This window comes from Bacillus cereus, assembly GCF_002561295.1.
In the GTDB taxonomy this organism is placed as follows: domain Bacteria; phylum Bacillota; class Bacilli; order Bacillales; family Bacillaceae_G; genus Bacillus_A; species Bacillus_A cereus_S.
The window spans coordinates 1-14,166 of record NZ_NTUG01000030.1 but is presented as its reverse complement, the minus strand read 5'-3'; the positions used below and the strand labels follow the sequence as shown (position 1 = coordinate 14,166).

Sequence of the window (14,166 nt, the reverse complement as noted above, 5' to 3'; positions counted from 1 at the left end):
ATCTTTTTATATGTTTTTTTCTAATTTTTACACTTGTGGTTCTGTTACTTCATTTTCTACTTTCTTCTTGCCTTTTCCCTTTTTCAATCGGCGATTTTCAAGCATTAGCCAGATTTGAGAAGCAACGAAAATAGAAGAGTACGTACCTACAACTAATCCGACCATTAATGCAAATGAGAAGTTGCGGAGTGATTCACTACCAAAGATAAGCAGTGTAATAACTGGGAACAATACAGTTAGAACTGTATTAATAGAACGACCGATTGTTTGACGAATACTCGCGTTCACAATTTCTTCTAAATCTTTCAAGTCGCGAATGCGTTTTTTCTGTTTGTATAGCTCGCGGTTTCGGTCAAATGTAACGATCGAGTCATTAATAGAATAACCAATGATTGTTAATACCGCCGCAATAAATGTTAAGTCAACTTCCAATTGGAAAATACTGAACACAACAATCATAACAAACGCATCATGCAGTAGTGCAATTACAGCAGATAATGCATATGTGAAACGGAAACGAATACTTACATATAAAATGATAACCGCTGAGGCAATCATAACTGCGATAAATGCATTTTGTGCAATTTCTTTCCCAATTGTCGGAGAAACTGTACTTACATTCGGATCTGTACCGTATTTATCGTGGAAGAATGTTTTTGCCTTTGCAATTTCATCTTTCGATAAAACACCAATTGTACGAACGGCAAATCCTTTATTGTCATCTCCAGTTGGCACAATGTCCTCTTTTTTTACATCAATTTTCAATTCATGTAAATCTTTTTGAACTTGCTCTACACTAATCGCTTGTTTTGACTGCAAGTCCATACGTGTACCACTTGCAAAGTCAATTCCAAGGTTCAGTTTAAAAATTGGTAGTATAATTGCTCCAGCAATTACAACTACAATTGAGAATAAGAAGAACTTGTGACCGATGTTTACGAAATTAATACGGTCAAATCTCGTTGGTGCATGTTCCACACCTTTTGACAATGGAATGATTTCCTTCTCTTTCACTCCAAAGTACGATAATTTCTTATCGAAGTAACGGCTTTTCACAAGTAATCCAAGTAAGAAACGCGTACCGAATACGTTTGTAATAAAGCCAACTAAAATACTCACAATTAAACTTGTCGCAAACCCTTTTACAGAGCTTGTCCCATAAACAAATAATACTCCAGCAGCTGCAATTGTCGTAATGTTCGCATCTAAAATCGTTGCTAATGAACGGTGATTACCAGCGCGATATGCTGACATCATTGACTTACCAATTCGCAATTCTTCCTTCAATCGCTCGTATGTAATGATATTCGCGTCAACCGCAATACCAACCCCGAGTACCAATGCCGCAATACCTGGCAACGTAAGGACCGCATGCATCCAGTTAAAGACGAGCAATGTAATAAAGATATATAACCCTAACATAATTACCGCTACTAATCCTGGCAAGCGGTAGAATACTAGCATGAATAAGAAGATTATAGCAATCCCGATTACACTAGCAAAAATCGTTTTCTGCAATGCTTGTTCACCAAATTTTGCTCCAACAGATGTTGAATACATTTCTTTTAAATCAACAGGAAGTGCACCAGCATTTAATAAGTCTGAAAGTTGCTTCGCACTTTCAACCGTAAAGTTTCCACCAACGATGGATACTTCTTTTTGATTAAATACTTGATTTACTGTTGCTGCTGATAAAAATTTCGGATTTGGTTTTGCTGCTTCTGCTTTATAAGAATCTTTACCTTCTTCAAAATCAAGCCAAATCACCATTAAGTTTGTTGGTGGTGGCATTTTAGATACTTTTTCAGTTACTTCGCGGAATTTATCAGCACTTTTCAATGTAAGCCCAACGCTTGGTCGACCCTGCTCATCAAATGTTTGCTTCGCTCCTCCGCCCTTTAAATCCGTTCCATCCATGAGAAGATTATCATCTACATCACGGAATGTTAATTTTGCTTGAGTAGATAAGATCTCACGTGCCTTTTGCTGATCTTTGACACCCGCAAGCTGTACACGAATACGATCTTTTCCTTCAATTTGAATATTCGGTTCACTAACACCGAGAACATTCACACGATTTTCAAGAGCACCAACTGTACTTACAAGTGCAGCCTGATCAATCTTATCTCCCTTTTTCGCTGGCTTTACTTCATACAAGATTTCAAAGCCACCGCGAAGGTCTAGTCCAAGACTAATTCCTTTTGTTACGTTTTTTCCTGTCGCACCAATAATTCCACCGATTAACAATACGATGAGAAAGAACGCGACGATTCTAGTACTTCGCTTTGCCATATGTACCTTCTTTCTGCTACTAAAACCATAAACAAACCCTATCATTCATTTACGCTAGACAAATCCCTGTAACAATCATTCCTGTTTATTCACAGGTGTTCCTCTACCCTTATATGTTTGTCTAGTTAGTAGGCTTCCTTTCTGTGAATTTCACTTTTCTTACTAGCCATATAGGCAAATCTCGCTTCTACACTTTATGTGCTGAGACGCAGCCTATACCTTACCACCATTTTTTATAATTTCTACTTTCTACCTCCTTTACTTAAAATCTCTGACATATACATTCCTCTTTATCAATACTTATCATTATACTGCAAAAGGAAGAACAAACCAATTACAGCCGGTTATTTATTTTCATATTCGTCAAATGACCAAAGTGGTTCTTGATACGCTTCTACCGTTAAATATGTCATATACTCATTTGCTGATAATGTTAGCACATCATTCACAAGTTCATACAATCTAACGTCACTATCTACCTTTTTCCACTTTTTACTTTTTAAACATTTCCAAACATCCTCAGTCGTCACTCGGTCATAACCAATCATTTGAAATTCTTCTACTTTGCTTTCTAAAACGACTTGTAACTGTCCGCGGTAAGCTTCTACCAAATCTTCTTTCTCAATCATACATCACATCTCCTTTTTATTTCAGCACGAAAAGTCGCTTTTCATCCCGCTCTAATGGACAGCAATAACCACCTTTAAGAGTTCTATTTCAAAAGTTTCTTCTTAGTAGGATTGTTACTTTATATGTTCACCCTCTTAAATGCTTGTCATTCTTGTCTCATACGTGCATATAAATTATTGTAAATCATTCCATTGATTTTGAGAAGGTAGGAGAAGACCATGACGAGACAAAGCTTTTTACGAGGTGCATTTATTTTAATGATTGCCGGGTTTATTACGAAAATTCTCGGGTTCATAAACCGAATTGTAATGGCACGTATTTTAGGAGAAGAAGGTGTCGGTCTTTATATGATGGCTGTTCCCACCTTTATTTTAGCAATTACATTAACACAAATCGGACTTCCTGTTGCTATTGCTAAATTCGTTGCAGAAGCAGAAGCAGTACATGATAAACAAAAAGTGAAGAGAATATTAACAGTCTCCTTAGCGATTACATCCGTTATTAGTATTATCTTAACAATCGCAATCATGCTTCTCACCCCGATTTTAGCTGAAACTTTATTAACAGATAGAAGAACATACTATCCACTCATGGCCATTTTACCCGTCGTTCCTGTCATTGCTGTTTCATCTGTTTTGCGAGGATACTTCCAAGGAAAGCAAAATATGAAACCAAGCGCTTATGCACAAGTACTAGAACAAGTTGTCCGTATTACAATTATCGCAGTATGTATTCGTCTATTTTTACCTTATGGTGTTGAATATGCAGCTGCAGGAGCAATGTTGTCCGCTGTACTCGGTGAAGTAGCCTCATTATTATTTTTACTCACCCTATTCCAGCGTGAAAAACACCTCTCGATACGATCTGGCTTTATGAGCACCGTTAAGCAAAGTAAACATACATTTCATTCCCTTATGGAAATTGCCCTTCCAACTACAGGAAGCCGCTTAATTGGATCGGTTTCTTACTTTTTCGAACCAATTGTCGTTATGCAAAGTCTAGCTATTGCGGGCGTCGCCGCTTCAGTTGCTACGCAGCAATACGGCATATTAAATGGCTATGCTTTCCCGCTCCTATCATTGCCAGCTTTTATTACATACGCTCTTTCTACAGCACTTGTACCATCTATTAGTGAAGCAATGGCAAAAAGGCAGCATCGATTAGTAGAACATCGCCTGCAACAAGCGCTGCGTATTTCTTTAATTACCGGAGGCTGGTCTGTCGTTATTCTTTACGTATTCGCTTCACCTGTTTTAACTCTTATGTACGGTTCAGATAGCGCAACAGCATTCATTCAATTACTTGCACCTTGCTTTTTATTTCACTACTTTCAAAGTCCCCTTACATCTGTTTTGCAAGCTTTAAACTTAGCACGCGCCGCAATGATGAACACATTTATCGGAGCTATCGTAAAACTGCTCGTTATTTTCTTGCTCGCTTCACGTTCAGAATTTCAAATGATGGGAGTCGCAATTGCAATTGCAGCTAACATTGTGACAGTCACATTCCTTCACTATGCAACAGTCTTAAAAAAAATTTCATTTACAATTTACATGAGAGATTATATTTTTGGAGGGATTGCGATTGCCCTTGCAGGAACTTTCGGATTCTATCTTCACCAACACATTATTTTTTCACATTCACTCGGCATACAAACATTATGGGAAATCACACTCACCACTATCCTTTACATTGTACTGCTTCTTATTTTCAAACTCATCCGTAAAGATGAATTGCAACGCCTTCCTTTACTCCGAAAGCTATCATTTTTGAAATAACCACATAAGTAAGAAGTTTGCTTTTTCAATAGCAAACTTCTTACTTATCTTTTAAATCTACAAAAAACTTTCCGTTTTGAAAGCTACAATACGAAATTTCATTTACATCTCGATGTCCTATGCTCTTTAATTTTTTCACAAGCCATTCTTCTGACTGTTCAATCATATGCAAATGTGATTGTTGAATCTCACCATCAATAATTAACGGAAATGAAAAAACAAGCTTATCATCCTTATTTTTTTTACTCTTTTGCTTTTCAAATACAGATAATTTCCCTGAAGCTTCTAAAATTGCGTATTCAACATCTCGAATATCGCCAATCCCTTCTTCTCTTAACTGCATTAATAAATCGTCCATATTATAACGTTGCTTTCGCATTTGTTTCTCATCAATCTTCCCTCTCCGAACAAGAATAGCCGGTTCACCATCGATTAGATGACGTATCTTTCCACTTTTGAGCGAAGCATATGCTAATACAACTTGAATCACTACAATTACTATCATAGAGACAAGTTGATCCCACATAGGACGATCGGCTTCAATAATTCCTAATACAGCAAGCTCTCCTAACATGATGAAAACGACTAAGTCTAATATACTTAACTCTCCAATTTCGCGCTTTCCCATAACTCGAAAAATGATTAACATAATAAAATACAGTACCACCGTTCGTAAAGCAATTCCCCATAACCCCATCTTTAATCTCCTTTCTACATATTTCTTCTAAGGTGTAGTTTAACCAGCAAAAAAGAAACTAGTCTAACTTGCAAGAAATGAAAATATGCTTGTATTAAAAAGGAGGAATGCATAATGGATGGAACAAAAAAATTATCTACAGCAATCGGTTTTGGTATTATCACTTTATTAATCCTTGCCTCAGTTACAAGTATGATTGTTGCTCTATTATTAAAGTTTACAAATATTAGCGAAGGAACATTGACAGTAACCCTTTTCATATTCGCTATTCTTTCTATGCTCATCTCTGGCTTTGTTGCTGGTAAAAAAGCGCAAGGGAAAGGCTGGCTAGTTGGACTTACAACGGGGATTACCTTTACCATTCTTGTTTTTCTCGTTAGCTACTTAGGATTCTCAAATTCTTTATCTAAATCACAATTTCTCTATCAGTTAGCTTTAATGGGTGCAAGTACACTTGGGGGCATATTTGGTGTTAACATGACAAAACGTACAAATTAAAAGAAGCCCTGCATTTGCAGGGCTTCTACTTGTTAGTTCTTCACAACTTCACGAATCGCATTGCGATCGAATGTTAAGTGTGAACCACCAGATTTAACAACAATCTTAGTCTCATCTACTGACTCAATTGTACCGTGTAAGCCACCGATTGTTACGATAGCATCACCTTTTTTCAATTCACTTTGCATTTGAGCTACTGCCTTTTGACGCTTTTGTTGCGGGCGAATTAATAAGAAATAGAAAATCGCAAACATCGCAACAATCATGATGATATTCATCATACCTGGATTCATCTTTTGTTCCTCCTTTAATTATATGTATTAGAAGTTTTTAGCATTCGGTTTATTAAAGCCATATTGTTCAAAGAACTCTTCACGGAAATCGCCAAGACGATCTTCACGGATGGCTTGTCTCACCTGCTCCATTAAGTTTAACAGAAAATGAAGATTGTGATAAGACGTTAAACGAATTCCGAAAGTTTCATCACATTTCATTAAGTGGCGAATATACGCACGAGAGTAATTTTTACATGTGTAGCAATCACAATTTGGATCAAGCGGACCGAAGTCTCTTGCAAACTTCGCGTTTTTCACAACTAAACGACCCTGACTTGTCATACATGTACCATTTCGAGCAATACGAGTTGGAAGTACACAGTCAAACATATCGATACCGCGAATTGCACCGTCAATTAATGAATCTGGCGAACCTACTCCCATTAAGTAACGAGGCTTATTATCAGGAAGAAGCGGTGTTGTAAATTCAAGTACGCGGTTCATAATATCCTTTGGTTCCCCAACTGATAAACCACCTACTGCGTACCCTGGGAAGTCCATTGAAACAAGGTCTTTCGCACTTTGACGACGAAGTTCTTCAAACTCTCCGCCCTGTACAATACCAAATAAACCTTGATCCTGTGGACGCTCATGAGCTTTTAAACAACGCTCTGCCCAGCGGCTCGTACGTTCTACAGATTTTTTCATATATTCAAACGTAGCAGGGAACGGCGGGCACTCATCAAATGCCATCATAATATCTGAACCTAATGCATTTTGAATTTCCATTGCTTTTTCTGGCGATAAAAATAACTTATCTCCATTTAAGTGATTACGGAAATGAACGCCCTCTTCTTCAATACGGCGGAAGTCACTTAAACTAAACACTTGGAAACCACCAGAATCTGTTAAGATAGCACGATCCCAGTTCATAAATTTATGTAATCCGCCTGCCTCACGAACAATTTCGTGACCTGGACGAAGCCATAAATGATACGTATTACTTAAAATAATACCAGAGTCCATCGCCTTTAACTCTTCTGGTGACATTGTTTTTACTGTCGCAAGTGTACCAACTGGCATAAATGTCGGTGTATCAAATGAGCCGTGCGGTGTATGAACGCGACCTAAACGTGCGCCCGTTTGTTTACATGTTTTAATAAATTCATAACGAATAGCTGTCATAGATTTACTCCTTTTTATTTGTTTCCTACTTTAGAATGAGATGCAACAAACATCGCATCACCGAAGCTAAAGAAACGATATTTCTCTTTTACCGCTTCATTGTAAGCATGAAGTACATTTTCTCTATTTGCAAATGCACTCACAAGCATAATTAATGTTGATTTTGGTAAATGGAAGTTTGTAATTAAACCATCAATTGCTTTAAATTCATATCCTGGATACATAAAGATATCCGTCCATCCAGATGCCCCGCAAATCTTACCATCGTTATCTGTAGCAATTGTTTCTAATGTACGAGTTGACGTTGTACCAACTGTAATAATGCGGCCACCGTTCTCTTTTACACGATTTAACAAATCTGCCGTTTCTTCTGACATATGATAATACTCCGCATGCATATGATGTTCTTCAATTGTATCAGCAGAAACTGGCCTAAACGTACCAAGACCAACATGAAGCGTAATAAATGCTAAATGAACGCCTTTTTGCTTTAACTTCTCTAATAATTCTTCTGTAAAATGAAGTCCAGCTGTCGGCGCGGCTGCAGAACCAATTTCCTTCGCATATACCGTTTGATAACGGTCGCGATCTTCCAGCGTTTCTTTAATATATGGAGGTAGCGGCATTTCTCCAAGTTCATCCAAAATTTCATAAAAGATACCATCATACGAAAACTCAAGCTGACGACCACCTTGATCAGCTGTTCCGATGCAAGTTGCTTTTAGCTTTCCTTCACCAAAAGAAATGATAGTTCCTTCTTTTACACGTTTAGCCGGTTTCACAAGTGTTTCCCACTTATCTCCATCTTCTTGTTTTAAAAGAAGCACTTCAATATGTGCACCTGTATCTTCTTTCACACCATGCAAACGAGCAGGCATAACTTTCGTTTCATTTAAAACTAAACAATCTCCCTCATGTAAATAAGAAAGAATGTCCGTAAAATGCTTATGCTCGATATCACCTGTTTCACGGTCTAACACCATTAATCTTGATGTTTCACGCTCTTCAAGAGGCGTCTGTGCAATAAGTTCTTCCGGTAAATGAAAATCAAACAGATTAATATCCATAACTATATCCACCTATTTCTATTTAAATCGATTTATTATATACATAATAAAAGATAATACAATACTTAACACAATACATGTAATGACCGGAAAATAAAAGGTAACGTTTCCTTTTTTCACAAAAATATCGCCTGGAAGCCTTCCGATGAACTTCCAAGCTAAGCCGATAACAATGAGAAGAATACCCGCCGTGATAAGCAGCTTCGGTATATCTGTCATACCTTAGGCATCTCCATTCCAAAATGTTCATACGCAAGTGGCGTTACAATTCGGCCCCTTGGCGTCCGTTGTAAAAATCCGATTTGAAGTAGGTATGGTTCATATACATCTTCAATTGTAGTGGATTCTTCTCCGATTGTTGCTGAAACTGTTTCTAACCCAACTGGACCACCGCGGAACTTTTCAATAATTCCAAGCAGTAATTTATGATCGATATGATCAAGACCTAGTTTATCGACTTGTAGGAGCTCTAATGCCATTTGGGTAATTTCCATCGCAATTGTTCCGTCACTTCGAACTTGCGCGAAGTCACGTACACGTCTTAGTAAACGGTTTGCAATACGCGGTGTACCACGTGCACGCCTCGCGATCTCTAAAGCAGCTAATGAATCTATTTCAACTTCAAACACCTCTGCTGTACGCTCCACAATTGCTGATAGTTGATCTACTGTATAGTACTCTAATCGCGATAACACACCAAAGCGGTCTCGAAGCGGTGCTGATAATGCACCAGCGCGCGTGGTCGCACCAACTAGCGTAAATGGAGGTAAATCCAGACGTACAGATCGTGCGCTTGGACCTTTACCGATGACAATATCAAGACAGAAATCTTCCATCGCTGGGTATAACACCTCTTCAATTGATCGGTGCAAACGATGAATTTCATCAATAAATAATACATCGCCAGGCTGAAGTGCAGTTAACACTGCCGCTAAATCTCCTGGACGCTCAATTGCTGGACCTGACGTTGTTCGAATATTAACACCCATCTCATTAGCAATAATATTCGCAAGCGTTGTTTTACCAAGCCCTGGCGGCCCGTATAATAGTACGTGATCCAATGTTTCCTCACGCATCTTCGCCGCCTCAATAAACACTTCTAAATTATGTTTTGCCTTATCTTGGCCAATATACTGACGGAGCGTCTGTGGCCGTAACGAATATTCTAAATCCGCATCTTCATATGCGGATTCTCCTGAAAGGAGGCGTTCGTCCATTCTACTCACCTCTTACCATTTAGTAAAAGACTAAGTGCCTTTTTAATATATTGATCCGTCGTAAGTGATTCTTTTAATAACTCCGGTATAACGCGATTTACTTCTCGTTCTGCATAACCAAGTGCACGCAACGCTTCAAGCGCTTCGTCAAGCTCAGCCGATGAGCCTTTCTCCTCGTCGAAACGTTCTACATCTGAGAATAAATCAACAAATGCATCTGGTACAACATCCGCTAATTTTCCTTTTAAATCTAAAATCATTTGGCGCGCTGTTTTCTTTCCGACTCCTGGGAATTTCACTAAGAATTTTTCATCCTCATGTTCAATCGCTTGTACAACCTGTCCGGTTTGACCAGAAGCTAAAATGGCAAGTGCACCTTTTGGCCCAATCCCTGACACACCTAACAGTTTTGTAAATAATAAACGCTCCTCACGTGTCTTGAATCCGTAAAGCGCCATAATATCTTCTCTCACATAATGATATGTATATACACGAATTTCTTGCTTACTTCTTTGGAATACATACGGATTTGGCGTGAAAATTTGATAGCCAATTCCATTATGATCAAGAACGACATATTCCGGCCCTACATATTCCACATAGCCTGTAACATATTCAAACAAAATACGATCTCTCCCTCTTAAATCATGTATTCCATTTTAACATATTTAATGATAGAAAAGCGAGACTGCCCCAACAAATGTTCTCTGTTTAGATTTTCCATTTCTTTAATGTTGACAGAATGATATAAAGCAAATTAATATTACAATTGCGATAATGATTATCAATACTAATTAAAGGGGTTACATACAAGATGAAACGCAATTTATCTATTCTACTTACTCTTATTCTTGTTGTTCTTGCCATCGTTGGTTGCTCTTCTAAAAAAGAAGAATCACAGGCGAAAGAACAACCGAAAACAAAAGTTGTCAAACACGCTAAGGGAGAAGCTACAATTCCAGTAAATCCAAAAAGAATTGTTGATTTATCTGGATCATCTGAAGAACTATTACTTCTTGGTCATAAACCAGTTGGTACTGCCAACACGTATAAAGATAAAATCCAAAATCATTTACAAAAAGAACTAGAAGGTGTAAAAGCAGTTGGTTGGTACTGGGCACCTAAAGTCGATTTAGAAGCAGTTACTGCTTTAAAACCAGACTTAATCATTTTAAACAACCGTCAATTAAAAATTTATGATCAACTATCAAAAGTTGCACCTACAGTTGTCCTAGAAACAAATTTAGAAGACTGGCGCGGTAAATTTAAAGAAGTAGGCAAGCTATTTGACGAAGAGAAAAAAGCTGATAAATGGATTGCAGACTACGATAAAAAAGCTGCGTCCTTATCTAAAAAGATTAAAGAGAAAACAAAAGATGAGAACTTTATGTTCCTTGCTGTAACACCGCAAAACTTCCGTGTATATGGTAGCTTTGGTTATGGTGATATTCTCTTTAACGATTTAAAACTTCCTGCAACGAAAGGTACAGATTTAAAACAAACGATGGCACAAGTATCATTAGAAGGCCTTGTTGCATTCCAGCCTGATCAAATGTTTATCGTAAACTTCGGCGGCGAAGCAGATAAAGTTTATGATGATTACAAAAACAGCGCCGTTTGGAAAGATAACAAAGCGGTAAAAAATAACCACGTTTACGAAGTAAGTAATGAAGTCTTTAACACACAAGCATTCAACCCAATTGGAAAAGATATGCTAATTGATGAAATTGCAAAACAAATTTTAGATAAAAACAAATAAGAAAAATAGCAGCTNNAGCTGCTATTTTTCTTATTTTGTACTGCATACTGCCTCATTTTCTCAATCGTCTTCACAAAACGTTCTTTTGACTTGATGCGAATACCGCGTTTTAACTCTGCTCGTTCATAACTTTCTAGCTTCTTCATATCAATTTGAAAAAAGGAATGAATCGCATTATCTTCTTGTGGCACACCATTAAAAATTTGCAGTATCCCCTCATTAGAAACACCAAAATATCCACTCGTTTTAAGTAGTGGTGAAATATCATCTACCTTTTTTTGCAATACAATTTGTGTATCATCTCGATCAACAAGTTGCCATTCTTTGTACTGCTGAAGAAACTGTTCTAAGTTTGCTACTTTTTCAGTGAAAATTTCCTCACTTACTTCTCCATCCACATACATACGCTCTAATAAAATCGTAACTTGAGGTTCTTTTTGTGTGACCTTTGGTGCAGGAACCGCAGCTATCACACTCGATTCATGATATAAACAAAACATAGCGATTACAACTTGAACTGCAACCATCATGAACTTCATTTCCGCTCACCTCTTCTAGGCAATATAGAACTTCCATTTGTAGTTTTGCCGGAAATGGGTGTTTTATCCATGATAACAAGAATAGTTATTTTTATTGAAACTAAAAAATGCAGATAAGGTGTAACCCTACCTGCATGAATCGTTTTCTATCATATAATAAGAAAGACGCCTGCATAGCAGGCGTCTTGATGCGTTTACGGCGAGAGACCAGGCGACCACATTCGCGTGTTTAGCACTTAAGCATATCTCTCGTCTTACGTAAATTAGCTCATCGCTTTGCTAATATAACATTAATAGCACCGAAAAGCAACATAATAAATAAAAATATTTATTACCTTTTTACACCAGTACTTATTCCTACAGTCCATTTAGTAATATATAAGTTAATTAATGCAATATATATGTTACACTTAATATGAGTGAACTGAAAAATTTGATGAACAGGGGTGAGTATATTGAAAAAAATAAAAGATGAACGTTTAATCCTTCAAAATTTAAAGAACATTCGCATTGCTTTTCTATTTCAATCCATTGGTATAATAGGCATCCTAGGATATATCGGCTTCAATGAAGGAATCGATCAAATTACAAAATCTCCACTATGGTTATTATTTATGTTAACAAGTATACTTCTAGCCTATTTACAAATGGGAATCTCTGTTGATGCAGAAGAAAATGAAAAGGGAATGAAAGTCACTCCTTATTACAAACTTGTTTTACGCTCTGCTATTGTAGGAATTATCTTTGTTGTTATTTATGTTATCTTCAGTCCTGAAAGACCATTATGGGAAGCACTTCTTATTGGAAGTATTTTTTTCTTATGCTTCTTATCTTCTTATTCCATTGGCTACTTTATTAAGAAAAAAAGGTTACAGGATATGGATGAATAATCTTCTATGTATCCTGCTAATACTTACGATAACAAAAAAGGAAAGGCGGAAACCTTTCCCTTTTTTGTTATCTCACTGTACCAGTTACACCAGCACGAATATCTCGGACCAAGTTTTCTATATCACGGTTTAAATCATTTGTAACTGTTCCATTACGCAGACGTGTATTCATTGTATCAACACGATTAAACATATCATTTTTCACAGTTACATACACATTACGATTTTTCACTTCATTGGTAACAGCTTGACGAATTTCATTTGCCATCGCTGCTTCATCTGTTACTGCATTACGTGGTTTTACCGCAATTACTACATCATTTCCACGTACAACAGTAGAAACACGATCTACGTTATTCATACGCTTAACACGATTTGTAATTTTTTCTGCAGTTTTACCATCGTTGTTCACGTATGAATTGTTCATTGTAATGTTACGAGTTGGATAAGGATTTGCAATTTGACCGTGGTAATTTACATCACGGTAATAATTATATCCAACATCATTACGACGATCGTATACATTATCTGTAACTCTATTCCCATTTCGATATGTGACATAATCGGTATAAGGGTTTGTACGTGTTACATTATTTCCATATGGTTGGTTATCATAATAAGATGTACGTTCATAATTATAATTCGCATTACGTTCATCCATCGCATTTTTATCATTGGGTGTACCACATGCAACTAATGCACTGGTAACTAACAAAGAAGCGGCAATCACTTTAATCTTTTTACTCAATATAAAAACCCCCCTTGTTAGGCTTAAACTTCTCTCTCGAAAAGCTCCTTCTTATAGTGGGTAACAAAGGGGGGTTTTACACTTGTTAATATTTCACTAGGAATTTTCTAACACAATTTCTTTTCATCGCTAACATACCCCAAATTATTCCTCATCTTCTGCAAAGGACTCCCCAAAAATTTTTGGCGGGTCTTGTTGATAATTCATCATACCTGGCTGCGGTGCATATGCAACTTGGGCCCCTGAATGGTATGGAGAATTAGGATAATATGGGCCACCTGGTTGCGGACTATATAGGTTTCTTTCCTCACCACATCCACAATCTTCCTCTTTTTGCATCATCGGTGGCATATTATTCTCAGTTTGTGGTTGATACGGCATTGAAGTATGTTGCATCGGCATTTGCTGCGGCATCATTGGTACCCCTTGTGTATATGGCATTTGATAATATGGATTTTGCTGTTGTTGATATGGCATTTGATAATATGGATACTGTTGTGGCATCATCTGTGGTTGATAGGGCATAGGTATTTGTTGCGGCATCATGTTTGGCATTTGATTATTATCCATCATCGGCATCATGTTCGGCAT

The 14,166-nt window shown here is 37.3% G+C and carries 15 protein-coding genes and 1 pseudogene; 4 read left to right on the top strand and 12 right to left on the bottom strand.

Annotation, left to right across the window (positions count from 1 at the left end; genetic code table 11):
• Positions 1-27: 27 nt before the first annotated feature.
• Entirely contained in the window at positions 28-2,292 is a 2,265-nt protein-coding gene (gene secDF, locus CN373_RS16545; RefSeq protein WP_001129485.1) for a protein translocase subunit SecDF, read from the bottom strand.
• Between the two features lie 344 nt (positions 2,293-2,636).
• Positions 2,637-2,921, bottom strand: coding sequence for a post-transcriptional regulator (locus tag CN373_RS16540; RefSeq protein WP_000570309.1), 285 nt, complete (start codon positions 2,919-2,921; stop codon positions 2,637-2,639).
• Positions 2,922-3,140: 219 nt separating this feature from the next.
• Between CN373_RS16540 and spoVB the strand changes: the two genes are divergently transcribed.
• On the top strand, positions 3,141-4,700 hold the full coding sequence (spoVB, locus tag CN373_RS16535; RefSeq protein WP_000198307.1) for a stage V sporulation protein B: 1,560 nt from the start codon (positions 3,141-3,143) through the stop codon (positions 4,698-4,700).
• Positions 4,701-4,740: 40 nt separating this feature from the next.
• Here spoVB and CN373_RS16530 read toward each other — a convergent pair whose 3' ends face one another.
• Positions 4,741-5,397, bottom strand: a complete 657-nt coding sequence (locus tag CN373_RS16530) for a DUF421 domain-containing protein (protein ID WP_000524918.1) — start codon at positions 5,395-5,397, stop codon at positions 4,741-4,743.
• A gap of 114 nt (positions 5,398-5,511) precedes the next feature.
• Here CN373_RS16530 and CN373_RS16525 point away from each other — a divergent pair, with 114 nt between their 5' ends.
• Positions 5,512-5,895, top strand: a complete 384-nt coding sequence (locus tag CN373_RS16525) for a TIGR04086 family membrane protein (protein WP_000349142.1) — start codon at positions 5,512-5,514, stop codon at positions 5,893-5,895.
• Positions 5,896-5,927: 32 nt separating this feature from the next.
• Here CN373_RS16525 and yajC read toward each other — a convergent pair whose 3' ends face one another.
• From yajC to ruvA, 6 genes are read right to left on the bottom strand one after another with little or no spacing between them, the layout of a single operon-like run.
• Positions 5,928-6,188, bottom strand: a complete 261-nt coding sequence (gene yajC, locus CN373_RS16520; RefSeq protein ID WP_001068063.1) for a preprotein translocase subunit YajC — start codon at positions 6,186-6,188, stop codon at positions 5,928-5,930.
• A 27-nt stretch (positions 6,189-6,215) separates the two neighbouring features.
• On the bottom strand, positions 6,216-7,355 hold the full coding sequence (gene tgt, locus CN373_RS16515) for a tRNA guanosine(34) transglycosylase Tgt (protein WP_000125373.1): 1,140 nt from the start codon (positions 7,353-7,355) through the stop codon (positions 6,216-6,218).
• 14 nt (positions 7,356-7,369) lie between these two features.
• Positions 7,370-8,422 carry a tRNA preQ1(34) S-adenosylmethionine ribosyltransferase-isomerase QueA gene (queA, locus tag CN373_RS16510; protein ID WP_098359743.1) on the bottom strand — a complete coding sequence of 351 codons (1,053 nt, stop codon included), beginning with the start codon at positions 8,420-8,422 and terminating at the stop codon, positions 7,370-7,372.
• A gap of 18 nt (positions 8,423-8,440) precedes the next feature.
• Positions 8,441-8,641, bottom strand: coding sequence for a DUF2905 domain-containing protein (locus CN373_RS16505; protein WP_098359742.1), 201 nt, complete (start codon positions 8,639-8,641; stop codon positions 8,441-8,443).
• Positions 8,638-9,639 carry a Holliday junction branch migration DNA helicase RuvB gene (ruvB, locus tag CN373_RS16500; protein ID WP_000344447.1) on the bottom strand — a complete coding sequence of 334 codons (1,002 nt, stop codon included), beginning with the start codon at positions 9,637-9,639 and terminating at the stop codon, positions 8,638-8,640. The genes CN373_RS16505 and ruvB overlap by 4 nt, the downstream gene beginning before the upstream one ends.
• A 5-nt stretch (positions 9,640-9,644) precedes the next feature.
• The gene (ruvA, locus tag CN373_RS16495) at positions 9,645-10,262 is read right to left on the bottom strand and encodes a Holliday junction DNA helicase RuvA (protein ID WP_098359741.1); all 618 of its coding nucleotides are present in this window, start codon (positions 10,260-10,262) and stop codon (positions 9,645-9,647) included.
• A 191-nt stretch (positions 10,263-10,453) separates the two neighbouring features.
• Between ruvA and CN373_RS16490 the strand changes: the two genes are divergently transcribed.
• Entirely contained in the window at positions 10,454-11,398 is a 945-nt protein-coding gene (locus CN373_RS16490; protein ID WP_098359740.1) for an iron-hydroxamate ABC transporter substrate-binding protein, read from the top strand.
• A gap of 17 nt (positions 11,399-11,415) precedes the next feature.
• On the opposite strand, the pseudogene CN373_RS16485 reads toward CN373_RS16490, so the two are convergent.
• Positions 11,416-11,937 (bottom strand): annotated as a pseudogene (locus tag CN373_RS16485) (BofC C-terminal domain-containing protein); the annotation flags it as partial.
• Between the two features lie 455 nt (positions 11,938-12,392).
• Between CN373_RS16485 and CN373_RS16480 the strand changes: the two are divergent.
• A complete protein-coding gene (locus CN373_RS16480) occupies positions 12,393-12,827 on the top strand; it encodes a hypothetical protein (protein ID WP_000721224.1) in 435 nt (144 codons plus the stop codon).
• A gap of 67 nt (positions 12,828-12,894) precedes the next feature.
• On the opposite strand, the gene CN373_RS16475 is transcribed toward CN373_RS16480, so the two are convergent.
• Entirely contained in the window at positions 12,895-13,575 is a 681-nt protein-coding gene (locus CN373_RS16475; protein WP_000037689.1) for a YhcN/YlaJ family sporulation lipoprotein, read from the bottom strand.
• A gap of 144 nt (positions 13,576-13,719) precedes the next feature.
• A partial coding sequence (locus CN373_RS16470; protein ID WP_240519114.1) for a spore coat protein occupies positions 13,720-14,166 on the bottom strand: 447 nt, incomplete at its 5' end.

Coding starts and splice junctions, on each gene's coding strand:
- CN373_RS16525 (WP_000349142.1), top strand. CDS start 5,512: ATGGATGGAACAAAAAAATTATCTACAGCAATCGGTTTTGGTATTATC.
- ruvB (WP_000344447.1), bottom strand. CDS start 9,639: ATGGACGAACGCCTCCTTTCAGGAGAATCCGCATATGAAGATGCGGAT.
- secDF (WP_001129485.1), bottom strand. CDS start 2,292: ATGGCAAAGCGAAGTACTAGAATCGTCGCGTTCTTTCTCATCGTATTG.
- CN373_RS16505 (WP_098359742.1), bottom strand. CDS start 8,641: ATGACAGATATACCGAAGCTGCTTATCACGGCGGGTATTCTTCTCATT.
- CN373_RS16530 (WP_000524918.1), bottom strand. CDS start 5,397: ATGGGGTTATGGGGAATTGCTTTACGAACGGTGGTACTGTATTTTATT.
- queA (WP_098359743.1), bottom strand. CDS start 8,422: ATGGATATTAATCTGTTTGATTTTCATTTACCGGAAGAACTTATTGCA.
- CN373_RS16540 (WP_000570309.1), bottom strand. CDS start 2,921: ATGATTGAGAAAGAAGATTTGGTAGAAGCTTACCGCGGACAGTTACAA.
- spoVB (WP_000198307.1), top strand. CDS start 3,141: ATGACGAGACAAAGCTTTTTACGAGGTGCATTTATTTTAATGATTGCC.
- CN373_RS16490 (WP_098359740.1), top strand. CDS start 10,454: ATGAAACGCAATTTATCTATTCTACTTACTCTTATTCTTGTTGTTCTT.
- yajC (WP_001068063.1), bottom strand. CDS start 6,188: ATGAATCCAGGTATGATGAATATCATCATGATTGTTGCGATGTTTGCG.
- tgt (WP_000125373.1), bottom strand. CDS start 7,355: ATGACAGCTATTCGTTATGAATTTATTAAAACATGTAAACAAACGGGC.